We start from the raw sequence: 25,805 nt of genomic DNA, 5'->3' as shown, positions 1-25,805 counted from the left end.
GAAGTAAGACAAGGTGTAGGAAAAACATGGGTATGCATCCCGTACAGGTTATCGCGGTGACTGGCGGCAAGGGTGGCGTCGGCAAGACCAATGTGTCGGTCAATCTGTCCCTGGCCCTGGCTGATCTGGGGCGCCGGGTAATGCTGCTGGACGCGGACCTTGGTCTGGCCAATGTCGATGTGCTGCTCGGGCTGACGCCTAAACGCACGCTGGCTGATGTGATCGCCGGTGAATGCGACCTGCGCGACGTGCTGCTGCAGGGGCCGGGCGGCATTCGAATCGTGCCGGCGGCCTCCGGTACGCAGAGCATGGTCAGCCTGACACCGATGCAGCATGCCGGATTGATCCAAGCCTTCAGTGACATCAGCGAGAACCTCGACGTACTGGTGATCGATACTGCCGCCGGCATTGGCGACGGAGTGGTCAGTTTCGTCCGTGCGGCGCAGGAAATTCTCATTGTGGTGTGTGATGAGCCGACCTCCATTACCGACGCTTATGCGCTGATCAAACTACTCAATCGTGATCACGGCATCAGCCGTTTCCGGGTGCTGGCGAACATGGCGCACAGCCCCCAGGAAGGGCGCAATCTCTTTGCTAAGCTGACCAAGGTGACGGATCGTTTCCTTGACGTTGCCCTGCAGTACGTGGGGGCCGTGCCTTACGACGAGAGCGTACGCAAGGCCGTGCAGAAACAGCGTGCTGTTTATGAAGCGTTTCCGCGTTCCAAGTGTGCCCTGGCGTTCAAGGCGATTGCCCAGAAGGTCGACAACTGGCCGTTGCCGGCCAACCCCCGTGGCCATCTGGAGTTCTTTGTCGAGCGTCTGGTACAGCAACCCACGGCAGGCTCGACCCTATGACAGCAGCCACTGGACTTCGTATGTACAACAAGGCGTGCACGCAGGATTCCCAGTATCAGCTGATTGAACGCCATGCGCCGCTGGTCAAGCGCATTGCTTACCATTTGATGGCGCGTCTGCCGGCCAGCGTGTTGATCGACGATCTTATTCAGGCCGGGATGATTGGTCTGCTGGAGGCCTCTCGCAAATACGACGCCAGCAAGGGGGCCAGTTTCGAAACCTTTGCCGGTATTCGTATCCGCGGTGCCATGCTCGACGAGGTGCGCAAGGGCGACTGGGCACCGCGTTCGGTACACCGCAATACCCGTATGGTCAGCGATGCGATTCGCGCCGTTGAGGCAAGAACCGGTCGCGACGCTAAAGATCATGAGGTTGCGGCCGAACTCCAATTGAGTCTGGAAGATTACTACGGCATTCTTGGCGACACTTTGGGCAGCCGACTGTTCAGCTTCGACGACCTGCTGCAGGACGGCGAGCACTCCGGATTGCACGAAGACGCTGGGCACACCCACCTCGAACCTTCGCGGGAACTTGAAGATGAACGCTTTCAGGCGGCCTTGGCCGAGGCCATTGCCGGTTTGCCGGAGCGTGAACGGCTCGTGCTGGCACTGTATTACGATGAAGAGCTGAACTTAAAGGAAATCGGTGAAGTGCTGGGGGTCAGCGAATCGCGTGTGAGTCAGTTGCATAGCCAGTGTGCTGCCCGGCTGCGTTCGCGACTGAGTGAATGGCGCGCTGGCTGAACAGCGTAGTTGCAGGCGGGAGCCTGCTGAACGGTTTGGCGATTGAAGGGCGTAGTTGCGAACGCAATACGTCTGGGACTGTACGGAGGTCGACTTGGACAAGAACATGAAAATCCTCATCGTTGATGATTTTTCGACGATGCGACGGATCATCAAGAACCTCTTGCGGGATTTGGGTTTTACCAACACCGCGGAAGCCGATGACGGTACCTCGGCCTTGCCGATGTTGCAGAGCGGCAGTTTCGACTTCCTGGTAACCGACTGGAACATGCCTGGTATGACCGGTATCGACCTGCTGCGCGCGGTGCGCGCCGATGAGCGCCTCAAGCACCTGCCGGTGCTGATGGTGACCGCCGAGGCCAAGCGCGACCAGATCATCGAGGCGGCTCAGGCCGGGGTGAACGGCTATGTGGTCAAGCCTTTCACCGCCCAGGTGCTGAAGGAAAAAATCGAGAAGATCTTCGAGCGGGTCAACGGTTGAGGTTGTCTTGGCCGCGAGGGTGCTATGGAACACGATGACTCCACGCTGGGCGACCTTGAGTCGACCCTGAAAAGCAATGCCCGCGACCTTGTCGATAGCCTCGAACAAGGTAACTTTGGCGCTGCAGTGCAACTGATCAACGAACTCAACAAGGTTCGGGATCGCGGCTTGTACCATGAGGTCGGGAAGCTGACCCGTGAGTTGCACAACGCTATTGTCAACTTCCAGATCGATTCGCGCATGCCCCATGCGCAAGAACTGTCACAGATCTCCGACGCTACCGAACGCCTGAACTATGTGGTCACCATGACCGAGAGGGCAGCCAACCGCACCATGGATCTGGTTGAGCTGAGTGCGCCACTGGTCAACGGCCTGAGTGATGAGGCGCGGAGCCTGAGCGCCGAGTGGGGGCGCTTCATGCGTCGCGAAATGGGGGCTGAGGGCTTTCGCGAGCTGGCCAAGCGTATTGAGCTGTTCCTTGCCCGTAGCGAACGGGATGGACAGAAGGTGTCCGGCTATCTCAACGACATTTTGCTGGCGCAGGACTACCAGGACCTCACCGGCCAGGTGATCAAGCGTGTCACCCAGTTGGTGACCGAAGTGGAAAGCAATCTGCTCAAACTGGTGGTTATGGCCAGTCAGGTCGACCGCTTTGCCGGCATCCAGCACGATCATGCCGTCCTGCGCGCCGCAGTTGAAGAACGAAAAGAGTCTTCCCGGGGTGAAGGTCCGCAAATTCGTGCCGATAAGCGTGATGATGTCGCCAGCAGTCAGGATGATGTCGACGACCTGCTGTCCAGTCTAGGGTTCTAAGGAGCACACACTATGAGCTTCGGCGCCGATGAAGAGATTCTCCAGGATTTCCTGGTAGAGGCCGGCGAGATTCTCGAACAGTTGTCCGAACAGTTGGTCGAGCTGGAAAGCCGCCCGGACGACATGAGCTTGCTCAATGCCATCTTCCGCGGCTTCCACACTGTCAAGGGCGGAGCAGGATTTCTCCAGCTCAATGAGCTGGTGGAGTGCTGCCATATTGCAGAGAACGTCTTCGATGTACTGCGCAAGGGCGAGCGTCGCGTCGATTCGGAATTGATGGATGTGGTTCTCGCTGCTCTGGACACGGTCAATGGCATGTTTGCCGAGGTGCGCGAGCGGCGCGAGCCGACCCCCGCATCTCCCGAACTGTTGGCTGCGCTTGCCCGTCTGGCCGAGCCGGGCCGGGCCGATGAGATGCCGCCTCAGGCTGAGCAACCGGTCGCCAGCCCTGAGCCGTCAGAGTCCGTTGTCTCTGTCGAGAGCGAAGCGGCGGATATTACCGACAGCGAGTTCGAGCAACTGCTTGACGCTCTGGACGAGACTCCAGCCGATGTAAATAGTGCCGCCAGTGACGAGATCACGGACGATGAATTCGAGTCGTTGCTCGACCAGTTGCACGGCAAGGGCCAATTCAGCGGGGCTGTCGCCACTACGCCACCGCTGGCGACAGCTGAACCGGCTGGTGACGAGATCACCGATGAAGAATTCGAGGCCTTGCTCGACCAGTTGCACGGCAAGGGCCAGTTCTCCGCGGTGCCGGCTGCTGCTGAACCTGCTGCCAGCGAAGCTGCCGCGTCGCCTAGCGATGAGATCACCGACGAGGAATTCGAGTCGCTGCTTGATCAATTGCATGGCAAGGGCAAGTTTTCTCCACCCAGTGAACCGGCCCCGCCAGCTGCCTCCGCACCTCAGCCGAAGGCTGAGCCCTCCAGGGCAGAGGCTCCCAAGCCGACACCGACAGCCAAGGTAGAGCCAGCCAAACCGGCAGCACCGCGTGCCGCTGCGGCGGTAGCGGACAAGGCGGGGCATGAGACGGAAACCACGGTTCGTGTAGATACCGCGCGTCTCGATGAGATCATGAACATGGTCGGAGAGCTGGTGCTGGTTCGCAATCGACTGGTACGCCTGGGGCTCAATAGTGGCGATGAGGCTATGTCCAAGGCAGTCTCCAACCTCGATGTAGTGACGGCCGATCTGCAGACTGCGGTGATGAAAACCCGCATGCAGCCGATCAAGAAAGTATTCGGTCGTTTCCCGCGCCTGGTGCGTGATTTGGCGCGAGGGCTGAAGAAGGAAATCAACCTGGAGCTGGTGGGGGAAGAGACGGATCTGGACAAGAACCTTGTCGAGGCGCTTGCCGATCCTCTGGTGCACCTTGTACGTAATGCCGTCGACCATGGCGTGGAAACTCCAGAGGAGCGCGAGAAGGCCGGCAAACCCCGTACCGGACGCGTGGTGCTGTCGGCCGAGCAGGAGGGGGATCACATCCTGCTGACCATCACCGACGACGGCAAGGGCATGGATGCTGACGTGTTGCGTGCCAAGGCCGTGGAAAAGGGCTTGCTGGACAAGGATGCGGCCGAACGGCTCAACGACTTCGAGTGCTACAACCTGATCTTTGCCCCGGGCTTCTCGACCAAGACCGAGATTTCCGATGTCTCCGGCCGCGGCGTCGGTATGGACGTGGTCAAGACCAAAATTTCCCAGCTTAACGGCACGGTCAATGTCTTCTCGCAGAAGGGGCAGGGCTCGAAGATCGTTATCAAGGTGCCGCTGACCCTGGCGATCATGCCGACACTGATGGTGATGCTGGAAAACCAGGCCTTCGCCTTCCCGCTGGTCAACGTCAACGAGATCTTCCACCTCGATCTGTCGCGTACCAACGTGGTCGATGGTCAGGAGGTAGTGATTGTGCGGGACAAGGCGCTGCCGCTGTTCTACCTCAAGCGCTGGCTGGTGCCGCAAGCCTTCCAGGAAGGACAGCGTGAAGGGCATGTGGTGATCCTAACTGTCGGCAGCCAGCGTATTGGCTTTGTCGTTGATCAGCTGGTGGGTCAGGAGGAGGTGGTCATCAAACCTCTGGGCAAGATGCTGCAGGGCACGCCCGGCATGTCCGGGGCGACTATCACCGGCGATGGTCGCATCGCCCTGATTCTCGATGTCCCCAGCATGCTCAAGCGCTACGCCCGGCGTTTCTGATGGTTGCGGCGCCGGCTGGGCCGCGCCGTTGAGGAGTGTTTATGGCAGTCAAAGTGTTGGTGGTGGATGACTCCGGATTCTTCCGCCGGCGTGTTTCGGAAATTCTCTCGGCCGATCCACGCATCGAGGTAGTGGGGACGGCCACCAACGGACGGGAAGCCATCGACCAGGCGTTGGCACTCAAACCGGACGTGATCACCATGGACTACGAGATGCCGATGATGGACGGCATCACGGCTGTTCGAAACATTATGCAGCGTTGTCCGACACCGGTTCTGATGTTCTCCTCGCTGACTCACGAGGGCGCACGGGTCACGCTCGACGCTCTGGATGCCGGAGCGGTGGATTTCCTGCCGAAGAATTTTGAGGACATCTCGCGCAATCCGGAAAAGGTCAAGCAACTGCTCTGTGAGAAGGTGCATACCATCGCTCGCAGCAACCGCCGCTTTGTCGCTCCTTCAACGCCATCGGCTACAGCACCTGTTGCACCGGCTACGCGTGTCGCAGTTCCGCGTCCGGCTGCAACTCCGGTTGCGCCCAAGCCATCGCCAGCACCTGCCGCTAGTACTGCCCCAACCGGCGTTGCGCCACGGCGCAAGGCATACAAGCTGGTTGCCATCGGTACTTCAACCGGTGGCCCGGTGGCCCTGCAACGCGTGCTGACCCAACTGCCGGCCAACTTTCCCACTCCCCTGGTGCTGATCCAGCACATGCCAGCTGCCTTTACCAAGGCTTTTGCCGAGCGACTGGACAAGCTCTGCCAGATCCGTGTCAAGGAGGCAGAAGACGGCGATCAGTTGCGCCCGGGACTGGCTTTGCTGGCTCCCGGCGGCAAGCAGATGATGGTGGACGCGCGTGGTACGGTGAAAATTCTGCCGGGAGACGAGCGTCTCAACTACAAGCCCTGCGTCGACATCACCTTCGGATCGGCAGCCAAGTCTTACGGTGACAAGGTGCTGGCGGTAGTGCTGACCGGTATGGGGGCCGACGGTCGCGAGGGCGCGCGAATGCTCAAGCAGGGTGGCAGTCAGGTCTGGGCGCAGGACGAGGCCAGTTGCGTGATTTATGGCATGCCGATGGCGGTGGTCAAGGCCAACCTGGCCGATGCTGTGTACAGCCTGGACGACATCGGCCGCCATCTGACCGAGGCCTGCCAGTGATGCGCGGAGCTGCAACTGGCGTGTCGCCGACTGGGTTGCCTGTATCCGGTGTTGCCCGAGGCGATCAACCGTTTGTCAATTCGGACGTGCCTGCATGGACGTACTGAGTCTGATCGGCGTCATCCTCGCTTTTGTGGCGATACTGGGTGGCAATTATCTTGAAGGCGGTAGTGCCGGAGCCCTGATCAACGGGCCGGCGGCGCTGATTGTATTCGGCGGCACACTTGGCGCGGCTTTTTTGCAGACACCGGTCAGCGTGTTCAAGCGCGCTCTGGGAACGCTGCGCTGGATCTTCTTTCCGCCACAGATCGACCTGGTTGGTGGCATCAACCGGGTGGTCGGCTGGAGCATGGTGGCGCGCAAGGAAGGGTTGCTGGGACTGGAGTCGGTGGCCGATAGCGAAGCCGACCCCTATGCGCGCAAGGGCCTGCAGCTGTTGGTCGATGGTGCCGAGCCGGAGTCGATCCGCAGCATTCTGGAGGTCGACCTCTACACTCAGGAAGCACGTGACATTCAGGCCGCGAAGGTGTTCGAGAGTATGGGCGGCTATGCCCCGACCATCGGCATCATCGGGGCGGTGATGGGGCTCATCCACGTAATGGGCAACCTGGCTGATCCGAGCATGCTCGGTAACGGTATTGCGGTGGCCTTCGTCGCAACCATCTACGGTGTTGGTTTTGCCAACCTGATGCTGCTGCCGGCAGGCAACAAGCTCAAGTCCATCGCGTTGCGCCAGTCGCGTTACCGCGAGATGCTGCTTGAGGGCATCCTCTCCATTGCCGAAGGCGAAAACCCACGCTCCATCGAACTGAAGCTGCAGGGCTTCATGGACTGATGGAGGAAGGCCATGGCGCGCAGGCGATCCTACGAAGAGCACGAGAATCATGAGCGCTGGCTGGTTTCCTACGCCGACTTCATTACCCTGCTGTTCGCTTTTTTTGTGGTGATGTACTCGATTTCCTCAATCAACGAAGGAAAGTACAAGATTCTTTCGGAGTCGCTGACCGGTGTGTTCAATCAGCCGGATAGGTCTGTCCAGCCCATTCCCGTCGGTGAGGAGCGCCCGCGTACCAGCGAACCGGACAATACCGAGATGGACGACCCCAGTTCGGACTCCAGCCTGCAAAGCATTGCCAATAGTGTGCGTGAGGCCTTCGGGGAGTTGATTGGCAGTGATCAACTGATCGTGCGAGGTAACGAGACCTGGATCGAGATTGAACTCAGCTCCAGTCTGCTGTTTCCCAGCGGCGATGCCATTCCCAATAACGAGGCATTTGCCATTATCGAAAAGGTAGCCAAAATTCTGGCGCCCTATCAGAATCCGATCCGGGTCGAAGGATTCACCGACAATCTGCCAATCCAGACTGCCCAGTATCCGACCAACTGGGAGCTGTCCTCGGCACGGGCCGCTAGCATTGTGCGCATGCTGGCGATGGATGGTGTGGATCCAACCCGTCTGGCGGCAGTGGGGTACGGTGAGTTTCAGCCGGTGGCCGACAATGCCACGGCTGAGGGGCGCGCGCGCAACCGGCGTGTGGTTCTGGTCATTTCGCGCAATCTGGATACCCGGCAGGGTGAGAGCGGTGTAGCTCCGTCGTCTGCCGGGGGTGGCACACAATCTGCACCGACGTCTGCATCAGAGGAGTCGCAGTTGTGAGCTGTCAAATTTCAGTCGCCTGTTTTGGGTCGGCGTTTGCCAATCTCGGCCTGGATGCCTCATGCCGGGAGGATGAAGAAAAATGAAAGTCTGGGCAGTTGCCAATCAGAAGGGGGGAGTGGGCAAGACCACCACTTCCATTGCTCTGGCCGGCCTGTTGGCTGAGGCCGGCAAGCGTGTTGTCGTGATTGATCTGGATCCACACGGTTCGATGACCAGTTATTTCGGCCACGATCCCGATACTCTGGAACACAGCTGCTTTGATCTGTTTCAGCACCAGGGAAGCGTACCGCAGGGGCTTGCTCAGCAACTGCTGCATGGCACTAGCCATGACAACATATCGCTGCTTCCGTCGAGCACTGCACTGGCCACGCTGGAGCGTCAGTCTCCGGGACAGAGTGGTCTGGGGCTGGTGATCGCCAAGAGTCTGGCACAGTTATGGGGCAGTTTCGATCACGCGATCATCGACAGTCCGCCGCTGCTCGGGGTGCTGATGGTCAATGCTCTGGCCGCCAGTCAGCAACTGGTAATCCCCGTACAGACCGAGTTCCTTGCGGTCAAAGGGCTGGAGCGGATGATCAGCACGCTGGCCATGATCAACCGTTCGCGCAAGCAGTCGCTGCCTTATGTCATCGTGCCGACACTGTTCGATCGTCGTACTCAGGCATCCATGAGTACTTTGAAGATTCTGCGCAGCACCCATCCGGATCATCTCTGGCAGGCCTACATTCCCATTGATACCCGTCTGCGTGACGCCAGTCGGGCCGGTCTGACGCCTTCCCAGTTCGATGCCAACAGCCGCGGGGTGATTGCCTATCGGGCTCTGCTCAAGCACCTGCTGACGCAGCAGCCGGCTTCACAGGTAGCCTGATATGAATACCTGTCGGATTGCGCTCAAGTCGCATGCCGTTGCGGCCGATAGTCTGGGTAGCTTCTGCATCGGATTTGCCTCATGAGTCGTAATGTTGCCACTACGCCGCGTTCCCATCTGGCCTTGCAGTCCTATCTTGACGGCTTGCTGCAGGAAGCCACTGTCGAACTGGAGGCATCTAGCGTCAGTCTCGACGAGTTCGAGGCGGCGGTGCTTGAGGAGCAGGTACGCGATGCACGTTTGAAACCGGTCATGACGCCTGTCGCGTCGGCGCCTCAAGTACTGGCGCGGGTCGAGGTCGAGCCGGTTGTGTCTCAACCGACGCCGGCGCCTGTCGTTGAGCCGGTTGTCCCACCTGTTCCGGAGGTTCGTCCGTCGGTACTGTTGACTGATGGCCGTCCGAGCTGGGCCGAGGAACCCTTCGAGTGCCTGCTGTTCGACGTGGCTGGTCTGACTCTGGCGGTGCCGCTGATCTGCCTGGGTACCATTTATCCGCTTAACGGCCAGGAGCTGACGCCCCTATTTGGTCAGCCGGAGTGGTTTCTCGGCATCCTGCCAAGCCAGAATGGCAACCTCAAGGTACTAGACACGGCTCGCTGGGTGATGCCTGATCGCTATCGGGATGATTTCCGCGATGGCCTGCAGTATGTGATTTCGGTGCAAGGATACGAATGGGGGCTGGCGGTGCATCAGGTCAGCCGCTCGATCCGTCTCGATCCCGCTGAGGTCAAGTGGCGTAGCCAGAGGACTCAGCGGCCCTGGCTGGCTGGTACGGTAATCGAGCACATGTGTGCGTTGCTCGACGTGGCGGCGCTTGCCGAACTGATCGCCAGTGGCGGCACGCGGGGCCCGGCCGGTGTCCGGATGCATTGAAAAAAGTGGGTGGGGTCCGTGCGAGCGGATCCAGTGATTGATGACAAGCGGGCAGACCCGCGCATGCCGCGCTGAGCGGTTTTTGACGAGGCTAGGGACATGAAGAAAAGTTCTGCACAGGGCGCCGAAGATCCGATTCTGCAGTGGGTGACCTTTCGCCTGGATAACGAAACCTATGGCATCAACGTGATGCAGGTTCAGGAAGTCCTGCGCTATACCGAGATTGCCCCGGTTCCGGGTGCGCCCAGTTATGTACTGGGCATCATCAACCTGCGCGGCAACGTGGTGACCGTGATCGATACCCGCCAGCGTTTCGGTCTGGGGTCGGCCCCTGTGACCGACAATACCCGTATCGTCATCATCGAGGCAGACAAGCAGGTGGTCGGCATCCTGGTCGACAGCGTGGCCGAAGTGGTTTACCTGCGTCAGTCGGAGATCGAGACCGCACCGAATGTCGGTAATGACGAATCGGCCAAGTTCATTCAGGGCGTGTGCAACAAGAACGGCGAACTGCTGATTCTGGTCGAGCTGGACAAGATGATGACCGAAGAGGAATGGTCGGAGCTGGAGAGCATCTGAAGCATGTCCGAATTCGCCCTGCTGGCTTTGGGTTTGGCCTTTGTGACGCTGCTGTGTGTGGCACTGGGCATCGTCTGCAACGGCTTGTACCGCAGCCAGCAGCGTCTGCTGGCGGAGCAGGCGCGGCGTGACGCTGCGCGTGACGGGCGGATTCGTGAATTGAGCAAGCGCCTGGATGCCTACCTTACCGGAAGCATCCGCATGGGTGAGGAACTACACGAGTTGCGTCGCATTGTCGCGCCGCTACCGGACAAGCTCAGCCAGATCGAGCAGCGCGATCCCGACAGCCTGTCCTTTACCCAGGCAGCCCGGCTGGTGGGTATGGGGGCCAGTGTCGAGGATCTCACCCAGTCCTGTGGCCTGAGTAAGGCCGAGGCCGAATTGATCAGTCGCTTGCATCAGCCGAAGAAACCCTAGGCTGTGTCCGAAAAGGGGGCTAAAAACAGGCTCGGAGTACTTGTCTGGCGCACTAAACTGCGTCTATTCACCTGTTTTATTCTTGCCAGGCTTTCGCTCGGCGACTTTTCCTGCAGCGCCTGGTTTTCCTCCTTATTCCGGCCCGGGCAGGCGGGGTAGTGCAGTTACGTCTGTCTGGGAGTCTGCCTGCTGAGCGGAAAATCCGGCCGGTGCCTTGCCTTGCAGATACCAGGCGAAGGCAATGATTTCGGCGATGCAGCGATAGAGCGCTTCGGGAATCGCCTCGCCCAGCTCCAGGCGAGCCAGCAGGCGCACCAACTCGGCATTTTCGTAGATCGGCACCTCGTACTCGCGAGCGATGGCGAGGATGGCCTCGGCCAGCTCGTCGTCACCCTTAGCACTGAGGACAGGGGCATTCTGTCCGTCATAGTTGAGGGCGATGGCTTGGCGACCTGCGCTTTCTGTTCTTCTGTTCATGCGGTTTCGTCCACCCAGCGCTGCTCAAGCGAGGTGCGTGGGCCTTGGGGGGGCATGCCCTGGTTACAGATCAGTTCGCCTACCTCCAGTCCGGCAGAGCGCAGGCGCTCGCGCAGATTCTCCAGTTCGGCGTTGATCAGCGATACGGTGTCAGTGCGCTCGGCCCATAGTTGGCTGGACAGGCTGCCGCGTAGCAATTGGGCGCGTACCTGTAGCGGGCCAAGATGTGGCAGGTCAAAGGCCAGTTCGATACGCCAGAGCATGTCCCGCTCCTCGCTCTTGTCGTCGCGACCTTTTTGCTGTTCGCGCTGCAGCTTTATCTGCAGTGGGATGAGATCCAGCTGATGGCGCATCGGCAGCTCCAGTTGCCAGGTCGTCAGCAGGTTGCCGTTGGCGTCTACCTGAGTCTGAGCCAGGCTCGACAACTGGTGAGTCTGCAGTCGCGAAATGGCGGCGGCGGCGAGTTTGAGCAGGGTTTCCAGGTCAGCCTCGCCGTCGAGGTTCTGCAGCAGGCGTGAGGGCAGGGGAAAGGTCAGTGCTTGTTGACGCAAGGTACCGCCTGCCTGTGGGCCAAAGAGTTGCCGCGCAAGACCCGGCAGGTTTTGACCAAAGGCATTTTGCAGGCTGGCCAGGGCAGCGTTGCCGCCAGGCAACTGTACCGTCAGTTGGGCAATCAGGCGCAACAGGTTGGCTTTGAGATCAACTGCAAGAGCGCTGGTCTGCCCCTGCAGCAGTCGTGCTTCGAACCACAGCCCACTGCCTTCAAGTGCCTGGGCCAGCCCGCGGGCAGTGCTGAGCTGGGCGCTGTCCGGCAGAGTTGCGAGTAGTCTGTCGATGCTGCCGCGCAGGGCCTCGTCGACACCGTTCATGCTCTGTATCCCCTTGAGCAAGCCTTCCAGCGAGCCCTGGCGGCTCTGTTGGGCCGCCAGTTGTTGGGCTAGGGCCAGTTGATCCAGGCGGTTGCTCAGGGGCAGAAAGGCCAGTTGCTGACTGTCCTGCACTCGGGCGCTGAGCAGGCTGCCGATGGCGAGATCCTGGAGACTGTCGATAGCTAGGGTACTGCCGGCCAATGGTGTGTTGAGCAGATTGACCATCACCCGGTAGGCGGCACTCGCATTGGCCGCCGGCAAAGGTGTACTGTTGATCACTTTGCCCTGTAGCAGGGTGCCGGGAGGTACCTGGCCAAGATCAAGACGGTTTAGTGGCGGATTCTCCGTCGCACGCAGTTGTACGCTCAGTCGGGTGTCGGATAGGGCGGTAAGGGTCAGGTTGCTGCCTTGCAGCAGCGGACGCAGGCTCTCGGCCCTGAGAGTGGCCTGGCGACCGCCCTGTAGGGTAAGACGCAGTAACAGCTCGAAGCTCTGTGCCTGTTCGCGTACGGCAATCACCTCGGCCCGGGCGCTTTCACCCGGTTTGAGCATGCCCTCCAGCGGTTGCAGCAAACGAACGGCCAGTTCAGTGGCCGTCGGGCTGCTACGGCTGACGGGGGCAGAGGCGGGAACAGGACGCGGGCTACTGATTTCGCTCATGTTGTCTCGTACGAGTGGGGCCGGCCGAAGCGTTACTGCCTCGTTCACACCCTGTCGAAAATGCTGACTGCGGGGGCAGCAGTAGGCCATGTATAATGCCGCCCCGTTGCTGCGCAGTTAATCCGGCACGCCTCAGTATAGCGGCCGTGGTTCCGTCGACTTTAACCCAGCCAGGTATCGATGACCTCTTCCGTTCCTTTCCTAGAAGCTGTGGCGCTCAGTTGTGAGCGGGATTGGCGCGTGCTCTTTGAGCAACTGGCCTTTTCCCTGGAACCTGGCGAGATGTTGCAGATCAGCGGCCCCAATGGCAGCGGCAAGACCAGCCTGCTGCGTTTGCTGGCCGGTCTGCGGCAACCGACTTCCGGTGAAATCCGTTTGCATGGGCGGGCTTTGCCCGAGCAGCGTAGCGAGCTGGCACGCAGTCTGTTGTGGATCGGCCACGCTGCCGGCATCAAGGGGCTGTTGACTGCCGAGGAGAACCTGGCCTGGCTCTGTGCGTTGCATCGTCCGGCCAGCCGAGAGGTCATCTGGAAAGCGCTGGAAGCCGTTGGGCTGCGTGGTTTCGAGGATGTTCCCTGTCATACCCTGTCGGCCGGCCAGCAGCGCCGAGTGGCTCTGGCGCGCCTGTATCTGGATGACACACCACCGTTGTGGGTGCTCGACGAACCCTTTACCGCGTTGGACAAGAACGCTGTGGCGCAGCTTGAGGCACATCTGGCCACTCATTGTGAGGGCGGTGGTGTAGTAGTACTGACCACCCACCACAGCCTGCAGCACAGACCTGCCAGCTACCGGGATCTGGATCTGGGACGGTACGCGGCATGAGCAATGTATTCATACAACTGCTTGCGCGAGAGATGCGCCTGTTGGCCCGCCGTCCGTCGGATCTGGCCAATCCACTGGTGTTCTTCGCCATAGTCGTTGCTCTGTTTCCGCTGGCGGTGGGGCCGGAGACGCAATTGTTGCAAACCCTTTCGCCGGGTCTGGTCTGGGTGGCGGCGCTGTTGGCCGTGCTGCTCTCGCTGGACGGGCTTTTCCGCAGTGATTTCGAAGATGGCTCGCTGGAACAGTGGGTCCTTTCGTCGCACCCCCTGCCTCTTCTGGTGTCGGCCAAGGTGCTGGCACACTGGCTGTTTAGCGGGCTGGCGCTGGTGTTGCTGGCTCCTCTGCTGGCACTAATGCTCGGTTTGCCGGGCCGCTGCCTGCCGGTGCTGCTGCTGTCCCTGTTGTTGGGTACGCCTGTGCTGAGCTTGCTCGGTGCTGTAGGCGCCGCGCTCACCGTCGGGCTCAAGCGCGGCGGACTGCTGCTGGCGCTGCTGATTTTGCCGCTGTACATCCCGGTGCTGATTCTTGGCAGTGGGGCATTGCAGGCGGCTCTGCAAGGACTGCCGGCTGCCGGCCACCTGTTGTGGCTGGCCAGCCTCACCGCATTGGCGGTGACTCTGACACCCTTTGCTATCGCCGCCGGTCTGACCATCAGCGTTGGCGAATAAGAAAGAACCGTGACCAATGATTTCCGAGCCGGACAGCTGCCGGATCGAGCCTGAATAACGAGTCGAGCATGAACTGGACGTGGTTTCACAAATGGGGTTCGCCCAAGTGGTTCTATGAGATGAGTGGCCGCTGGCTGCCCTGGCTCAGTGTCGCTGCCATGCTGCTGATCATCTCCGGACTGGTCTGGGGGCTGGCCTTCGCACCGCCGGACTACCAGCAGGGCAACAGCTTCCGCATCATCTATATCCATGTTCCAGCCGCCTTCCTGGCGCAGTCGATCTACATCATGCTGGCCGTCGCCGGTCTGGTCGGCCTGGTGTGGAAGATGAAGCTGGCCGATGTCGCCGTTCAGCAGGCCGCTCCGATCGGTGCCTGGATGACCTTTGTCGCGCTGCTGACCGGAGCCATTTGGGGCAAGCCAACCTGGGGCACCTACTGGGTCTGGGATGCCCGCCTGACGTCGATGCTGATCCTGCTGTTTCTGTATTTCGGCGTAATTGCCTTGGGCAACGCCATCAGCAATCGTGACAGCGCGGCAAAGGCCTGTGCGGTGCTGGCCATTGTTGGCGTGGTCAACATCCCGATCATCAAGTACTCGGTGGAGTGGTGGAACTCGCTGCATCAGACTGCCACCTTCAAGATCACCGAGAAACCGGCGATGCCGGTGGAAATGTGGCTGCCGCTGTTGCTTGCGGTGCTTGGTTTCTACTGCTTCTTCGCTGCCCTGCTGTTCTACCGCATGCGCCTGGAGGTACTCCGGCGCGAGGCCCGCAGCAGCTGGGTGCAGGCCGAAGTGCGCAAGCTGCTGGAGGGGCGGGCATGAGCTTTTCCTCCTTTGCCGAGTTCCTTGCCATGGGCACACATGGCGTCTACGTCTGGAGCGCCTATGGCATCAGCCTGACGGTGCTGGCGTTGAATGTGGCGTTGCCGGTTCTGGCCCGCCGTCGTTACCTGCAAGACGAGGCGCGTCGTATGCGCCGGGAGAAGTCCAAGTGAATCCGGTTCGCAAGAAGCGCCTGTATGTCGTCCTGGCCATACTTTGCGGTGTGAGCATCGCCGTGGCACTGGCCCTGAGTGCCCTGCAAGAAAATATCAACCTGTTCTACACCCCGACCCAGATAGCCAACGGTGAAGCACCACTGGATACCCGTATTCGCGCCGGTGGTCTGGTGCAGGAGGGCTCGGTGCAGCGCTCCAGCAACTCGCTGGCAGTGGACTTCGTGGTCACCGACGGTGCCCATGGCGTGACCATCCGCTACCAAGGCATCCTGCCGGACCTGTTCCGAGAGGGGCAGGGCATCGTTGCACTGGGGCGGGTTAATGCCGACGGCGTGCTTGAAGCCGACGAGGTGCTGGCCAAGCATGACGAGAACTACATGCCGCCCGAGGTAATGCAGGCGCTGGAGCAGAGCGGCATGAAGCAGCAGCACGATGCGGCTACCGCAGCCAAGCGGGAGAGTGCGCAATGATCCCTGAACTCGGCCACCTGGCGATGATCCTGGCGCTGTGCCTGAGTCTGGTACAGGCAACGCTGCCGCTGATCGGAGCCTGGCGCGGCGACCATCAATGGATGAGCCTGGCGCAGCCGGCGGTCTGGGGGCAGTTCAGCTTCCTGTTGCTGGCCTTTGTCTGTCTGACCTATGCCTTCATGGTTGATGATTTCTCGGTTGCCTATGTAGCTGCCAACTCCAACAGCGCACTGCCCTGGTACTACAAATTCAGTGCAGTCTGGGGTGCGCACGAGGGCTCGCTCTTGCTCTGGGCGCTGATTCTCGGTGGCTGGACCTTTGCCGTGTCGATCTTCTCGCGCCATTTGCCGGAAGAGATGCTGGCGCGGGTGCTGGCGGTGATGGGCATGATCAGCGTTGGTTTTCTGCTGTTCCTGATCATCACTTCCAACCCTTTCGAGCGCCTGCTGCCGCATTCGCCAGCCGATGGCCGTGACCTCAACCCGTTGCTGCAGGACTTCGGCCTGATCGTCCACCCGCCGATGCTGTACATGGGCTATGTCGGTTTCTCGGTAGCCTTCGCCTTCGCCATCGCCGCACTGCTTGGCGGCAAGCTGGATGCTGCTTGGGCGCGCTGGTCGCGTCCCTGGACTGTGGTGGCCTGGGCCTTCCTCGGCATTGGCATCGCTCTGGGCAGTTGGTGGGCCTACTACGAGCTGGGCTGGGGCGGCTGGTGGTTCTGGGATCCGGTGGAGAACGCCTCGTTCATGCCCTGGCTGGTGGGTACGGCGCTGATCCACTCACTGGCGGTGACGGAAAAACGCGGTGTGTTCAAGAGCTGGACCGTGTTGCTGGCCATTGCCGCCTTCTCCCTGAGTCTGCTGGGTACCTTCCTGGTGCGCTCCGGGGTGCTCACTTCAGTGCATGCCTTCGCTTCTGATCCGGAGCGTGGCGTGTTTATCCTGGTCTTCCTGTTGGTCGTGGTCGGTGGCTCACTGGCGCTGTTTGCCCTGCGTGCGCCGGTGGTCAAGAGTCAGGTGGGTTTTGGCCTGTGGTCACGTGAGACGTTGCTGCTGGTGAATAACATCGTGCTGGTGGTGGCGGCTGCGATGATCCTGCTCGGCACGCTCTACCCGCTGGTGCTTGATGCCTTGACCGGAGCCAAGCTGTCGGTCGGGCCACCCTATTTCAACGCACTGTTCGTGCCGCTGATGGCCTTGCTGATGGCAGTGATCAGCGTCGGCGTGATCGTACGCTGGAAGGACACCCCGTTGAATTGGCTGGGGCGCATGCTGGCGCCGGTGCTGGTAACCAGCGTGCTGCTGGCGGTGTTGGCGACCTTCGTTCATGGCGATTTCCACTGGGCCGTGCTGGCGGTGTGTCTGCTGGCGCTGTGGGTGGTGCTGGCCGGAGGGCGCGATATCCTGGACAAGACCCGTCATAAGGGCCTGCTCAAGGGGCTGCCGGGCCTTAGCCGCAGCTACTGGGGCATGCAGTTGGCGCACCTGGGCTTTGCAGTTTGTGCGCTGGGTGTGGTGTTGACCAGTCTGGGCAGCTATGAACGCGATCTGCGTATGGCTCCCGGCGATTCGGTTGAGCTGGCTGGCTACCGCTTCCAGTTCGATGGCGCAGCGCACTATGAAGGCCCCAACTTCATTTCGGATCGGGGCACGGTGCGAGTCTTCGATGGCGAGCGGCAGATCAAGGTACTACACCCGGAGAAGCGCCTGTACACCGTGCAGCAGGCCACCATGACCGAGGCAGGTATTGACGCCGGCTTCACTCGCGATCTGTTCGTCGCTCTTGGCGAGCCTCTGGAGCAGGGCGCCTGGGCTGTGCGGATCCATATCAAGCCGTTCGTTCGCTGGATCTGGCTCGGCGGTTTGCTGATGGCTCTGGGTGGCCTGCTGGCAGCAGCGGATAAACGCTATCGGATCAAGGTCAGAACCCGTGTGCGCGAGGCGCTGGGAATGCAGGAGGCCAATGCATGAGACGTCTGTTGCTGCTGTTGCCACTGCTGGCCTTTCTGGCCATTGCGGTATTTCTCTATCGCGGCCTGTTCCTCGATCCTTCCGAGCTGCCCTCGGCGTTGATCGGCAAGCCGTTCCCGGCGTTTAGCCTGCCGTCGCTGGACGAGCCAGGAGGCACTATCAGCGAGGCCGATCTCAAGGGGCGGCCGGCGCTGGTCAATGTCTGGGCGACCTGGTGTCCGTCGTGTCGCTACGAGCACCCGGTATTGAACAAACTGGCCGAGGCCGGCGTGCTGATCTACGGCGTCAATTACAAGGATCAGCGTGACTCGGCGCAGAAATGGCTGCGTGAGCTGCATAACCCCTACCAGCTCAACATCGAGGATGCCAAGGGCAGCCTGGGCCTGGATCTGGGCGTCTACGGCGCGCCGGAGACCTTCTTTATCGACGCCCAAGGGATCATCCGCCACAAATTCGTCGGAACCATCGACGAGCGCATCTGGCGCGAGCAACTGGCGCCGATCTACCAGTCGCTGGTGGACGAGGTGACGCCATGAAACGTCTGCTAGCCGGCGCCGCGCTGGCGCTGGGTTTGTTTGCCGGAGCCCATGCCGCCATCGACACCTTCGAATTTTCCAGCGAGGCGGAGCGCCAGCGCTATCGCAGCCTGATCGAGGAGCTGCGTTGCCCGAAGTGCCAAAACCAGAATATTGCTGACTCCGATGCGCCGATCGCCATGGATTTGCGTAGTGAGATCTATCGCATGCTGGAGGAGGGCAAGAGCAACGAGGAGATCATCGATTTCCTGGTCTCGCGCTATGGCGATTTCGTGCTCTATAAGCCGCCGTTGACCAGTCGCACCCTGCTGCTCTGGTATGGCCCGGCCGGTTTGTTGCTGATCGGCTTCGGTGTGCTCGGCGTCATCCTGCTGCGTCGTCGTGGTCAGCAACAGGCCCGTACTGCCGCCACCCTTTCTACCGATGAGCAGCAGCGTCTTGCTGCTTTGCTGCAACAGGCCTCCCAGGATAAGAAAGACTCATGATCGATTTCTGGCTACCGGCCGGGCTGCTGCTGCTCACAGCCCTGGCATTTCTGCTGATTCCGGCTCTGCGCACGCGCAAGCGGCAGGCCGAGGAAGACCGTACCGCGCTCAATGTCACCCTGTATCAGGAGCGTTTGCAGGAGCTGGAAGCCCAGCGCCAGGCGGGTGTGCTTGACGAGGCGCAACTGGAGGCCGGTCGTGCTGAAGCCGCTCGTGAACTGCTGGCTGATACTGAAGGTGTGCAGCTCCGCAGCAGTACGCTGGGTGGCGCTGTTCCGCTGGCCTGCGCCTTGCTGGTGCCGGTGCTTGGAGTGGTGCTGTACCTGCACTGGGGCGCACTGGATCAGCTCGATCAGGCCCGTGAACTGGCCAGCCGTCAACCACAGAGCATCGAGGAAATGACTTCCCGGCTGGAGCAGAGCGTTCGCGAGCAGCCCCAGTCGGCCGAGGCCTGGTATTTCCTCGGTCGTACCTACATGGCCCAGGAGCGCGCTGGCGATGCCGCCAAAGCCTTCGAGCAGGCGGTCAATATTGCCGGTCGTGCGCCGGAGTTGCTTGGCCAGTGGGCTCAGGCGCTTTATTTCGCCGGCGACAAGCAGTGGAGCGAGCAGTTGCAGGCGCTGACTGACGAAGCCCTGCAGGCCGATCCGCAGGAGGTCACCAGCCTTGGCCTGCTCGGCATCGCTGCCTATGAAAGCCAGCGCTTTGCCGATGCGGTGAGTTACTGGGAACGCCTGGTGGCGGTTTTGCCGGAGCAGGATCCGTCGCGACAGGCTATTGCCAGCGGCATTGAGCGTGCCCGTCAGCAGATTGGTGAAGGTGAGCAGTCGGGTGCGGCTGTTGCAGCAGAGGGTACGGCTCGGCAGGTGCTGGAGGTCAGCGTATCACTGGCGCCTGAAGTGCAGGCGCAGGTGCTGCCGGACGATAGCGTATTCATCTTTGCCCGTGCGCTCAGCGGCCCGCCGATGCCGCTGGCAGTCAAGCGTCTGAAGGTTTCGGACCTGCCGGTTCAGGTCAGCCTTTCCGACGTTGACGCGATGATGCCGGAGCCCAAGCTGTCACTGTTCGAGCAGGTACAACTGGTGGCCCGGGTTTCCCGCGAAGGCAACGCTATCAAGGGTGAGTGGATTGGCCAGCTTGGTCCGGTTTCCACCAGCGCCGGTGAAGTTCAGACGTTGTTGATCGACAGCGCGGATCAGGAGTCCCGATGAGGTGCCTGGCGCTACTCGTCACCTTGGGTCTTGCCCTGGGCGGTTGCGTGCTGCAGCCGCCAGGTGCGCCGCAGACCGAGCCTCCCGCGGTGCAACGCACGCACCCGCGTTATGCCCCACCACCTGCAGTAAAGAGCCATTGGAATCCGGCATTGGGCGTCTACGTAGTGGAGGGTGTAAGCGATCTCTACTACCGTGAGCGCGTCTTTTACCGTTATGACGGGGGCTGGAGCTGGTCGCCGCGACCAGGTGGCCCCTGGCGGTCCATCGACAGTACCGGCGTGCCGCCCGGACTGTATCGCCACTACCTCAGTCGCTGACACTCTCACTCAACTGCCTGGAAGAATTCCAGCCGCGGAGTTGCCAGTTACCTGTCGCAACTGTGAAGCGCTCTTTGCCAGCTTTGTGTGCCGGCTCTGACCAGCCAGCAGGCGAGGATGAATGGCATGCTCAATGGCAGCATGCCCAGGGCGGGAAAAATCGGCTGCAGCAGCACGGCCAGCAGTATGCCGAGTACTGGCAGTAGCGGGCTACGGTGTACCTGGGCTAGAGCAATGGCTGCCAGCACCGGGTTGTAGCCGTATATCCCGGCGAGGGTGTCAGCCGTTGAACCGACCAGCAGCAGCGCCAGGACAAGGCCGACGCTGGAGCCGAGCACTGCCCAGAGCGCGGCGCGCCAGTCCGCCAGCAGCAGGGCCAGCAGCAGGCAGAAGCCGGCAGCGGCAGAATCGAGAAATACCACCTGAGCCACTCCCCGAAGGATCGCCAGCAATGCTTGCAGAGCATCCATATCTACTGGAGCGGGAAGTGCAATAGCTGGCGTCGCAGGTGCGTAAAGCGCCAGTGCCAGCCAGCTCAGGGTGACATAAGGGAGGGTAAAGGCGGGTGGCCAGCCTCGTTGGCGCATCCGCTGCATCCAGGGCATCAGCAGCAGGCTGGAGAGTCCGGCCAGCAGCACGATAAGCAGCGCTAATAGCGGCGTAGCTGGCAGCTTCAAACTCAGCAGCAGGCCCAGTAGTACACCGTTGTAACCATACAGGCCGATGTTCAGATCCGCTTCCGGGCAACCGCGCAGACGTGCCGTTAGCTGCGATGCCAGTCCGCCAAGCAGAGCACCAGGTATCAGTTCGGGCGTGCCAATGAGGAGGGCGAGTAGCACCAGCAGGCCGCAGCCCGGATGTTGTTGCAGGAAAACCTGAGCAAAACCACTGAGCAGGATGCGCAGGCTTCGCAAGAAGGAAGCGGAGATTAGGTGCATGGTGATGGGTAACCCTCGTAGCAAGGCCCGGACGGCATGCGGGGCAGCTTAGCTCCCCGCGGGCCGGAACGAGGGAGCAGGCTTCAGGGCAGAGTTTCGATCCGCAGACTGTTGGTGCTGCCGGACTGGCCGAACGGTTCGCCTGCGGTGATTACCACAGTCTCACCGGAGTTGGCCATACCTTGCGCGTGGGCAATTTCCAGAGCCGTGCGGGTGACCTCTTCGACTTTATCCAGGCGTTCTTTGACCACTGAATAGATCCCCCAGGCCACTGTCAGGCGGCGTGCGCTATTCAGATTCGGGGTCAGGCTGAGGATCGGAGCCATCGGCCGCTCGCGCGAGGCGCGCAGACTGCTGGAACCAGACTCGCTGTAGTTGATCAGCGCCGCCACCGGCAGAATCGAACTGATTCGGCGGATGGCGCAACTGATGGCATCGCTGACAGTGGCTTCGGCTTGTGGTCGGCCTACATCAAGCTGGTTTTGGTAATCCGGACCGTTTTCCACCTGGCGGATGATCTTGCTCATCATCTGCACGGTTTCCAGCGGATAGTCACCAGAGGCCGTCTCGGCCGACAGCATTACCGCGTCAGCGCCTTCGGCCACGGCATTGGCCACGTCGGTGACTTCGGCACGGGTCGGCGCCGGGGAGAAGCGCATGGACTCAAGCATCTGCGTAGCCACCACTACTGGGCGGCCAAGCTGACGGCAGATGCGCACGATGTCCTTCTGGATACGCGGTACATTCTCGGCCGGCACTTCAACGCCCAGGTCGCCACGCGCCACCATAATGGCGTCGGACAGGCGGGCAATTTCCTCCAGGTGAGTCACCGCTGAAGGTTTCTCGATCTTGGCCATGAGGAAGGCTTTGCCCCGGATCAGCTCGCGGGCTTCGGCGATGTCTTCCGGGCGCTGGACGAACGACAGTGCCACCCAGTCCACGCCCAGTTCGAGGCCGAAGGCCAGGTCGCGGCGATCCTTTTCGGTCAGCGGGGAAAGCTGCAGCACCGCTTCGGGTACGTTGACACCCTTGCGATCGGACAACTCGCCGCCGGCGATCACCTCGGTGATCACCGCATCGTTCTGCTTGGCAGTCACTTTCAGACGCAGACGACCGTCATCGAGCAGCAGGCTCATGCCCGGCTGTAGTGCCTCGATGATCTCGGGGTGGGGCAGGTTGACCCGGCTGGCGTCGCCCGGCGTACTGTCCAGATCCAGGCGCAGAGTCTGTCCGTTGATCAGCTGCACCTTGCCTTCGGCAAAGCGGCCGACGCGCAGCTTCGGCCCCTGCAGATCCATGAGGATGCCGATCGGCTGATTCAGCTCGCGCTCCACCTGGCGCACCCACTGGTAGCGTTGGGCGTGGTCGGCGTGCTCGCCGTGGCTGAAGTTGAGGCGGAACAGATTGACCCCGGCTTCCACCAGCTGGCGGATATGGTCGGCATCGCGGATCGCCGGGCCGAGGGTGGCAAGGATCTTTACTTTCTTGTCGGCTTTCATTGGACAGGGCTCTCAAGGATCAGGATGGCGCGGAAGTCGTTGACGTTGGTTCGGGTCGGTTCGGTAACGATCAACGCGTCGAGGGCGGCGAAATAGCCATAGCCGTTGTTGTTGTCCAGTTCGTCTCGGGCAGACAGGCCAAGGGCTTCGGCGCGGGCGTAGCTGTCGGGAGTCATGAGTGCGCCGGCATTGTCCTCGGAGCCGTCGATTCCGTCGGTATCTCCGGCCAGGGCGTAGACACCGGGCAGGCCCTTGAGGCTGTCGGTGAGGCTGAGGAGAAACTCGGCATTGCGTCCGCCGCGGCCATTGCCACGTACCGTCACGGTGGTTTCACCTCCGGAGAGGATTACGCATGGCGGCTTGATTGGCTGCCCGTGCAGCAGAATCTGGCGGGCGATACCGGCATGTACCTTGGCTACATCGCGGGCCTCACCTTCCAGATCACCAAGAATCAGTACCGGCAGATCCGCTTCCTGGGCTCGGGAGGCTGCCGCGTCGAGGGACTGCTGCGGGGTGGCGATCAACTGGAAGTGGCTACGGGAGAGCATAGGATCACCGGGTTTGAGCGTCTCAGAACGTGGATCTTCAAGCCAGGCGCGCACGTTGGCAGGCACCTCAATGCTATAGCGGGCGAGAATGGCCAGGGCATCGGCGGAAGTGGTCGGATCGGCCACGGTGGGACCGGAGGCGATCACTGTGGCCTCGTCACCGGGAACATCGGAGATCGCGTAGGTGTAGACGGTAGCCGGCCAGCAGGCCTTGGCCAGACGACCGCCCTTGATCGCCGAGAGGTGCTTGCGCACGCAGTTCATTTCGCCAATGGTGGCACCGGATTTCAACAGTGCCTTGTTCACTGCCTGCTTGTCGGCCAGAGTCAGCCCTTCGGCCGGTAGCGCCAGCAGCGAGGAACCGCCGCCGGAAAGCAGGAAGATCACCCGGTCGGCCTCGGACAGGTTCGAAACCAGTTCCAGCACGCGACGGGCCACGCGCTCGCCAGCATCATCGGGAACCGGGTGAGCGGCTTCGACCACTTCGATTCGTCGGCAGTCGGCGCCATGGCCATAGCGAGTCACCACCAGACCATTGACCTCGCCTTGCCACTGTTGCTCGATCACCTCGGCCATGGCAGCAGCCGCCTTGCCGGCGCCAATAACGATCACCCGGCCACTGCGTTCGGCCGGCAGATGATCGGCCAGCACCTGACGGGGATGAGCGGCGGCGATGGCGGTAGCGAACAGGTCGCGCAGCAGGCTTTGCGGATCGAGGGTCATGGCGGCTTCTCTTGTTCTGGTGATGACGCTGGATCGATTCCAGTCCACAGATGCCGCGGTGCAGCAGCTGTGGAGTGGAATCGACCAACCTGGCAATCGGGCCGTGACTCCTCTTGCCAGGAAGGTCGAAAGGGTACCGGGCAGGCCCGGATGTCAGGGTTCGCGACGCACTGCCGATGCGTCGCGAATGGCCATCTTACTCGTTGCGGATGTTGAAGTTGGCCATGTGTTCCAGACCCTTGATCAGGGCCGAGTGATCCCAGTTGCTGCCGCCAAGTGCTGCGCAGGTGCTGAACACCTGTTGTGCGTTGGCGGTGTTGGGCAGGTTCAGGCCCAGCTCGCGAGCGCCGGACAGTGCCAGGTTGAGATCCTTCTGGTGCAGGCTGATGCGGAAGCCCGGATCGAAAGTGCCCTTGATCATGCGTTCACCGTGCACCTCGAGAATCTTCGAGCCGGCAAAGCCGCCCATCAGCGCTTCACGAACCTTGGCCGGGTCGGCGCCGTTCTTCGCGGCAAACAGCAGAGCCTCGGCCACCGCCTGGATGTTCAGGGCGACGATGATCTGGTTGGCGACCTTGGCGGTTTGACCGTCACCGTTGCCGCCAACGCGGGTGATGTTCTTGCCCATGGCCTGGAACAGCGGCAGAGCGCGTTCGAAGGCATTCGGGCAGCCACCGACCATGATCGACAGAGTGGCGGCCTTGGCGCCGACTTCACCACCGGAGACCGGCGCGTCCAGGTAGGCGGCACCAGTGGCCTTGATCTTCTCGGCGAAGGCTTTGGTGGCAGTCGGCGAGATCGAGCTCATGTCGATCACGACCTTGCCGGCAGCGGCGCCAGCGGCTACACCGTCGGCACGGAACAGCACGTCCTCGACCTGCGGAGTGTCGGGAACCATGATGATGATGAACTCGGCTTCCTGAGTTACTTCCTTCGGGGTGGCCAGGGCGATGCCGTTGTCGCCCAGCAGCTCGGCCGGTGCCTTCTCGAAATGCTCGGAGAAAAACAGGGTGTGACCGGCCTTTTGCAGGTTCTGAGCCATGGGTTTGCCCATGATGCCGGTGCCGATGAATCCGATTTTAGCCATGAGTTGAATCTCCTCAGATTGCGTTGTGCGCTTTCATCCAGCCGAGGCCGGCAGCGGTGGTGGTTGCCGGCTTGTATTCACAGCCGATCCAGCCCTGGTAGCCGATGCGATCCAGGTGCTCGAAGAGAAAACGGTAGTTGATCTCGCCGGTGCCGGGTTCGTTTCGGCCCGGGTTATCGGCCAGTTGCACGTGGTTGATGGCTGCCAGGTTGCCTTCGATGGTGCGCGCCAGGTCACCTTCCATGATCTGCATGTGATAGATGTCGTATTGCAGATACAGGTTGGTGCTGCCGACTTTTTCGCGGATCTCCAGCGCCTGACGGGTGTTGTTCAGGTAGAAGCCGGGAATGTCGCGGGTGTTGATCGCTTCCATTACCAGACGAATGCCGGCGGCGGCCAGCTTGTCGGCCGCATAGCGCAGGTTGTCGACGAAGGTTTGTTCGACCGTGGCGCAGTCCACGCCTTGCGGGCGGATGCCGGCCAGGCAGTTGATCTGCTTGTTGCCCAGCACCTTGGCGTAGGCGATTGCCTGGTCGACACCAGCACGGAATTCTTCGACTCGACCCGGGTGGCAGGCGATGCCACGCTCGCCCTTGGCCCAGTTACCGGCCGGCAGGTTGAACAGCACCTGTTCCAATTGGTTGGCGTCGAGACGGGACTTGATTTCCTCGGCTGGGAAATCGTACGGGAAGAGGTATTCCACACCGCTGAAACCGGCTTCGGCAGCGGCGGCGAAACGATCCAGGAAGTCCACTTCGGTGAACAGCATGGACAGGTTGGCGGCAAAACGGGGCATGACGAACTCCTCGGTTGCGTAGGGTGGAAAACCGCTCAGCGTTTTCCACCTGGGGATTGGTGGATGTGCTACG

General features: G+C 61.1%; 29 protein-coding genes. 22 read left to right on the top strand and 7 right to left on the bottom strand.

The window, feature by feature from the left end:
* The first annotated feature begins 26 nt into the window (after window positions 1–26).
* From fleN to NCCP436_RS07895, 12 genes are all read left to right on the top strand, one after another.
* On the top strand, window positions 27–857 hold the full coding sequence (gene fleN, locus NCCP436_RS07950) for a flagellar synthesis regulator FleN (RefSeq protein WP_220803448.1): 831 nt from the start codon (window positions 27–29) through the stop codon (window positions 855–857).
* A complete protein-coding gene (gene fliA / locus NCCP436_RS07945) occupies window positions 854–1,600 on the top strand; it encodes an RNA polymerase sigma factor FliA (RefSeq protein WP_220803447.1) in 747 nt (248 codons plus the stop codon). Before fleN ends, fliA begins: the two co-directional genes overlap by 4 nt.
* A 106-nt stretch (window positions 1,601–1,706) precedes the next feature.
* Window positions 1,707–2,081, top strand: coding sequence for a chemotaxis response regulator CheY (locus NCCP436_RS07940; protein WP_169968482.1), 375 nt, complete (start codon window positions 1,707–1,709; stop codon window positions 2,079–2,081).
* Window positions 2,082–2,105: 24 nt separating this feature from the next.
* On the top strand, window positions 2,106–2,894 hold the full coding sequence (locus NCCP436_RS07935) for a protein phosphatase CheZ (RefSeq protein ID WP_220803446.1): 789 nt from the start codon (window positions 2,106–2,108) through the stop codon (window positions 2,892–2,894).
* Window positions 2,895–2,906: 12 nt separating this feature from the next.
* A complete protein-coding gene (locus tag NCCP436_RS07930; protein WP_220803445.1) occupies window positions 2,907–5,093 on the top strand; it encodes a chemotaxis protein CheA in 2,187 nt (728 codons plus the stop codon).
* Window positions 5,094–5,134: 41 nt separating this feature from the next.
* Window positions 5,135–6,253, top strand: coding sequence for a chemotaxis response regulator protein-glutamate methylesterase (locus NCCP436_RS07925; protein WP_220803444.1), 1,119 nt, complete (start codon window positions 5,135–5,137; stop codon window positions 6,251–6,253).
* A gap of 94 nt (window positions 6,254–6,347) precedes the next feature.
* A complete protein-coding gene (locus NCCP436_RS07920; protein WP_220803443.1) occupies window positions 6,348–7,088 on the top strand; it encodes a flagellar motor protein in 741 nt (246 codons plus the stop codon).
* Between the two features lie 12 nt (window positions 7,089–7,100).
* Window positions 7,101–7,910 carry a flagellar motor protein MotD gene (gene motD / locus NCCP436_RS07915; RefSeq protein WP_220803442.1) on the top strand — a complete coding sequence of 270 codons (810 nt, stop codon included), beginning with the start codon at window positions 7,101–7,103 and terminating at the stop codon, window positions 7,908–7,910.
* Window positions 7,911–7,992: 82 nt separating this feature from the next.
* Entirely contained in the window at window positions 7,993–8,781 is a 789-nt protein-coding gene (locus tag NCCP436_RS07910; protein ID WP_220803441.1) for a ParA family protein, read from the top strand.
* A gap of 81 nt (window positions 8,782–8,862) precedes the next feature.
* Window positions 8,863–9,654 (top strand): CheW domain-containing protein, encoded by a 792-nt coding sequence (locus tag NCCP436_RS07905; RefSeq protein ID WP_220803440.1) that lies wholly within the window; start codon window positions 8,863–8,865, stop codon window positions 9,652–9,654.
* A gap of 99 nt (window positions 9,655–9,753) precedes the next feature.
* The gene (locus NCCP436_RS07900; RefSeq protein WP_021445082.1) at window positions 9,754–10,233 is read left to right on the top strand and encodes a chemotaxis protein CheW; all 480 of its coding nucleotides are present in this window, start codon (window positions 9,754–9,756) and stop codon (window positions 10,231–10,233) included.
* A 3-nt stretch (window positions 10,234–10,236) separates the two neighbouring features.
* Entirely contained in the window at window positions 10,237–10,650 is a 414-nt protein-coding gene (locus NCCP436_RS07895) for a DUF2802 domain-containing protein (RefSeq protein WP_220803439.1), read from the top strand.
* 132 nt (window positions 10,651–10,782) lie between these two features.
* Here NCCP436_RS07895 and NCCP436_RS07890 read toward each other — a convergent pair whose 3' ends face one another.
* Together NCCP436_RS07890 and NCCP436_RS07885 are read right to left on the bottom strand one after the other, a co-directional pair.
* Window positions 10,783–11,127, bottom strand: coding sequence for an EscU/YscU/HrcU family type III secretion system export apparatus switch protein (locus tag NCCP436_RS07890; protein ID WP_220803438.1), 345 nt, complete (start codon window positions 11,125–11,127; stop codon window positions 10,783–10,785).
* Window positions 11,124–12,656 (bottom strand): flagellar hook-length control protein FliK, encoded by a 1,533-nt coding sequence (locus NCCP436_RS07885; RefSeq protein WP_220803437.1) that lies wholly within the window; start codon window positions 12,654–12,656, stop codon window positions 11,124–11,126. The genes NCCP436_RS07890 and NCCP436_RS07885 overlap by 4 nt, the downstream gene beginning before the upstream one ends.
* Before the next feature lie 180 nt (window positions 12,657–12,836).
* Between NCCP436_RS07885 and ccmA the strand changes: the two genes are divergently transcribed.
* The 10 genes from ccmA to NCCP436_RS07835 all read left to right on the top strand — a co-directional run bounded on the left by ccmA (window position 12,837) and on the right by NCCP436_RS07835 (window position 20,141).
* The gene (gene ccmA, locus NCCP436_RS07880) at window positions 12,837–13,481 is read left to right on the top strand and encodes a cytochrome c biogenesis heme-transporting ATPase CcmA (RefSeq protein WP_220803436.1); all 645 of its coding nucleotides are present in this window, start codon (window positions 12,837–12,839) and stop codon (window positions 13,479–13,481) included.
* Window positions 13,478–14,149, top strand: coding sequence for a heme exporter protein CcmB (gene ccmB / locus NCCP436_RS07875; RefSeq protein WP_220803435.1), 672 nt, complete (start codon window positions 13,478–13,480; stop codon window positions 14,147–14,149). The genes ccmA and ccmB overlap by 4 nt, the downstream gene beginning before the upstream one ends.
* Before the next feature lie 68 nt (window positions 14,150–14,217).
* Window positions 14,218–14,973: a heme ABC transporter permease gene (locus tag NCCP436_RS07870; RefSeq protein WP_220803434.1), complete on the top strand. Its 756-nt coding sequence runs from the start codon at window positions 14,218–14,220 to the stop codon at window positions 14,971–14,973.
* The gene (ccmD, locus tag NCCP436_RS07865; RefSeq protein WP_220803433.1) at window positions 14,970–15,146 is read left to right on the top strand and encodes a heme exporter protein CcmD; all 177 of its coding nucleotides are present in this window, start codon (window positions 14,970–14,972) and stop codon (window positions 15,144–15,146) included. The genes NCCP436_RS07870 and ccmD overlap by 4 nt, the downstream gene beginning before the upstream one ends.
* Window positions 15,143–15,619 carry a cytochrome c maturation protein CcmE gene (gene ccmE / locus NCCP436_RS07860; protein ID WP_220803432.1) on the top strand — a complete coding sequence of 159 codons (477 nt, stop codon included), beginning with the start codon at window positions 15,143–15,145 and terminating at the stop codon, window positions 15,617–15,619. The genes ccmD and ccmE overlap by 4 nt, the downstream gene beginning before the upstream one ends.
* Window positions 15,616–17,589, top strand: coding sequence for a heme lyase CcmF/NrfE family subunit (locus NCCP436_RS07855; protein WP_220803431.1), 1,974 nt, complete (start codon window positions 15,616–15,618; stop codon window positions 17,587–17,589). The genes ccmE and NCCP436_RS07855 overlap by 4 nt, the downstream gene beginning before the upstream one ends.
* Complete coding sequence (locus NCCP436_RS07850) at window positions 17,586–18,125, top strand: DsbE family thiol:disulfide interchange protein (protein ID WP_220803430.1); 540 nt, start codon at window positions 17,586–17,588, stop codon at window positions 18,123–18,125. The genes NCCP436_RS07855 and NCCP436_RS07850 overlap by 4 nt, the downstream gene beginning before the upstream one ends.
* A complete protein-coding gene (locus NCCP436_RS07845; RefSeq protein WP_220803429.1) occupies window positions 18,122–18,610 on the top strand; it encodes a cytochrome c-type biogenesis protein in 489 nt (162 codons plus the stop codon). Before NCCP436_RS07850 ends, NCCP436_RS07845 begins: the two co-directional genes overlap by 4 nt.
* Window positions 18,607–19,821: a c-type cytochrome biogenesis protein CcmI gene (gene ccmI / locus NCCP436_RS07840; protein WP_220803428.1), complete on the top strand. Its 1,215-nt coding sequence runs from the start codon at window positions 18,607–18,609 to the stop codon at window positions 19,819–19,821. Before NCCP436_RS07845 ends, ccmI begins: the two co-directional genes overlap by 4 nt.
* A complete protein-coding gene (locus NCCP436_RS07835; RefSeq protein ID WP_220803427.1) occupies window positions 19,818–20,141 on the top strand; it encodes a hypothetical protein in 324 nt (107 codons plus the stop codon). The genes ccmI and NCCP436_RS07835 overlap by 4 nt, the downstream gene beginning before the upstream one ends.
* A gap of 47 nt (window positions 20,142–20,188) precedes the next feature.
* On the opposite strand, the gene NCCP436_RS07830 is transcribed toward NCCP436_RS07835, so the two are convergent.
* From NCCP436_RS07830 to hyi, 5 genes are all read right to left on the bottom strand, one after another.
* Complete coding sequence (locus NCCP436_RS07830; protein WP_220803426.1) at window positions 20,189–21,079, bottom strand: urea transporter; 891 nt, start codon at window positions 21,077–21,079, stop codon at window positions 20,189–20,191.
* Between the two features lie 83 nt (window positions 21,080–21,162).
* Window positions 21,163–22,578: a pyruvate kinase gene (pyk, locus tag NCCP436_RS07825; protein ID WP_220803425.1), complete on the bottom strand. Its 1,416-nt coding sequence runs from the start codon at window positions 22,576–22,578 to the stop codon at window positions 21,163–21,165.
* Window positions 22,575–23,849, bottom strand: coding sequence for a glycerate kinase (locus NCCP436_RS07820; protein WP_220803424.1), 1,275 nt, complete (start codon window positions 23,847–23,849; stop codon window positions 22,575–22,577). Before NCCP436_RS07820 ends, pyk begins: the two co-directional genes overlap by 4 nt.
* A gap of 196 nt (window positions 23,850–24,045) precedes the next feature.
* Complete coding sequence (locus tag NCCP436_RS07815; protein ID WP_220803423.1) at window positions 24,046–24,936, bottom strand: 2-hydroxy-3-oxopropionate reductase; 891 nt, start codon at window positions 24,934–24,936, stop codon at window positions 24,046–24,048.
* A 13-nt stretch (window positions 24,937–24,949) separates the two neighbouring features.
* Entirely contained in the window at window positions 24,950–25,732 is a 783-nt protein-coding gene (gene hyi / locus NCCP436_RS07810; RefSeq protein ID WP_220803422.1) for a hydroxypyruvate isomerase, read from the bottom strand.
* Window positions 25,733–25,805 lie beyond the last annotated feature (73 nt).

It is taken from the genome of Pseudomonas sp. NCCP-436 (assembly GCF_019656335.1).
Lineage (GTDB): Bacteria > Pseudomonadota > Gammaproteobacteria > Pseudomonadales > Pseudomonadaceae > Aquipseudomonas.
This window is presented reverse-complemented; position numbering and strand designations above follow the sequence as displayed.

Coding starts and splice junctions, on each gene's coding strand:
- fleN (WP_220803448.1), top strand. CDS start 27: ATGGGTATGCATCCCGTACAGGTTATCGCGGTGACTGGCGGCAAGGGT.
- fliA (WP_220803447.1), top strand. CDS start 854: ATGACAGCAGCCACTGGACTTCGTATGTACAACAAGGCGTGCACGCAG.
- NCCP436_RS07940 (WP_169968482.1), top strand. CDS start 1,707: ATGAAAATCCTCATCGTTGATGATTTTTCGACGATGCGACGGATCATC.
- NCCP436_RS07935 (WP_220803446.1), top strand. CDS start 2,106: ATGGAACACGATGACTCCACGCTGGGCGACCTTGAGTCGACCCTGAAA.
- NCCP436_RS07930 (WP_220803445.1), top strand. CDS start 2,907: ATGAGCTTCGGCGCCGATGAAGAGATTCTCCAGGATTTCCTGGTAGAG.
- NCCP436_RS07925 (WP_220803444.1), top strand. CDS start 5,135: ATGGCAGTCAAAGTGTTGGTGGTGGATGACTCCGGATTCTTCCGCCGG.
- NCCP436_RS07920 (WP_220803443.1), top strand. CDS start 6,348: ATGGACGTACTGAGTCTGATCGGCGTCATCCTCGCTTTTGTGGCGATA.
- motD (WP_220803442.1), top strand. CDS start 7,101: ATGGCGCGCAGGCGATCCTACGAAGAGCACGAGAATCATGAGCGCTGG.
- NCCP436_RS07910 (WP_220803441.1), top strand. CDS start 7,993: ATGAAAGTCTGGGCAGTTGCCAATCAGAAGGGGGGAGTGGGCAAGACC.
- NCCP436_RS07905 (WP_220803440.1), top strand. CDS start 8,863: ATGAGTCGTAATGTTGCCACTACGCCGCGTTCCCATCTGGCCTTGCAG.
- NCCP436_RS07900 (WP_021445082.1), top strand. CDS start 9,754: ATGAAGAAAAGTTCTGCACAGGGCGCCGAAGATCCGATTCTGCAGTGG.
- NCCP436_RS07895 (WP_220803439.1), top strand. CDS start 10,237: ATGTCCGAATTCGCCCTGCTGGCTTTGGGTTTGGCCTTTGTGACGCTG.
- NCCP436_RS07890 (WP_220803438.1), bottom strand. CDS start 11,127: ATGAACAGAAGAACAGAAAGCGCAGGTCGCCAAGCCATCGCCCTCAAC.
- NCCP436_RS07885 (WP_220803437.1), bottom strand. CDS start 12,656: ATGAGCGAAATCAGTAGCCCGCGTCCTGTTCCCGCCTCTGCCCCCGTC.
- ccmA (WP_220803436.1), top strand. CDS start 12,837: ATGACCTCTTCCGTTCCTTTCCTAGAAGCTGTGGCGCTCAGTTGTGAG.
- ccmB (WP_220803435.1), top strand. CDS start 13,478: ATGAGCAATGTATTCATACAACTGCTTGCGCGAGAGATGCGCCTGTTG.
- NCCP436_RS07870 (WP_220803434.1), top strand. CDS start 14,218: ATGAACTGGACGTGGTTTCACAAATGGGGTTCGCCCAAGTGGTTCTAT.
- ccmD (WP_220803433.1), top strand. CDS start 14,970: ATGAGCTTTTCCTCCTTTGCCGAGTTCCTTGCCATGGGCACACATGGC.
- NCCP436_RS07855 (WP_220803431.1), top strand. CDS start 15,616: ATGATCCCTGAACTCGGCCACCTGGCGATGATCCTGGCGCTGTGCCTG.
- NCCP436_RS07850 (WP_220803430.1), top strand. CDS start 17,586: ATGAGACGTCTGTTGCTGCTGTTGCCACTGCTGGCCTTTCTGGCCATT.
- NCCP436_RS07845 (WP_220803429.1), top strand. CDS start 18,122: ATGAAACGTCTGCTAGCCGGCGCCGCGCTGGCGCTGGGTTTGTTTGCC.
- ccmI (WP_220803428.1), top strand. CDS start 18,607: ATGATCGATTTCTGGCTACCGGCCGGGCTGCTGCTGCTCACAGCCCTG.
- NCCP436_RS07835 (WP_220803427.1), top strand. CDS start 19,818: ATGAGGTGCCTGGCGCTACTCGTCACCTTGGGTCTTGCCCTGGGCGGT.
- NCCP436_RS07830 (WP_220803426.1), bottom strand. CDS start 21,079: ATGCACCTAATCTCCGCTTCCTTCTTGCGAAGCCTGCGCATCCTGCTC.
- pyk (WP_220803425.1), bottom strand. CDS start 22,578: ATGAAAGCCGACAAGAAAGTAAAGATCCTTGCCACCCTCGGCCCGGCG.
- NCCP436_RS07820 (WP_220803424.1), bottom strand. CDS start 23,849: ATGACCCTCGATCCGCAAAGCCTGCTGCGCGACCTGTTCGCTACCGCC.
- NCCP436_RS07815 (WP_220803423.1), bottom strand. CDS start 24,936: ATGGCTAAAATCGGATTCATCGGCACCGGCATCATGGGCAAACCCATG.
- hyi (WP_220803422.1), bottom strand. CDS start 25,732: ATGCCCCGTTTTGCCGCCAACCTGTCCATGCTGTTCACCGAAGTGGAC.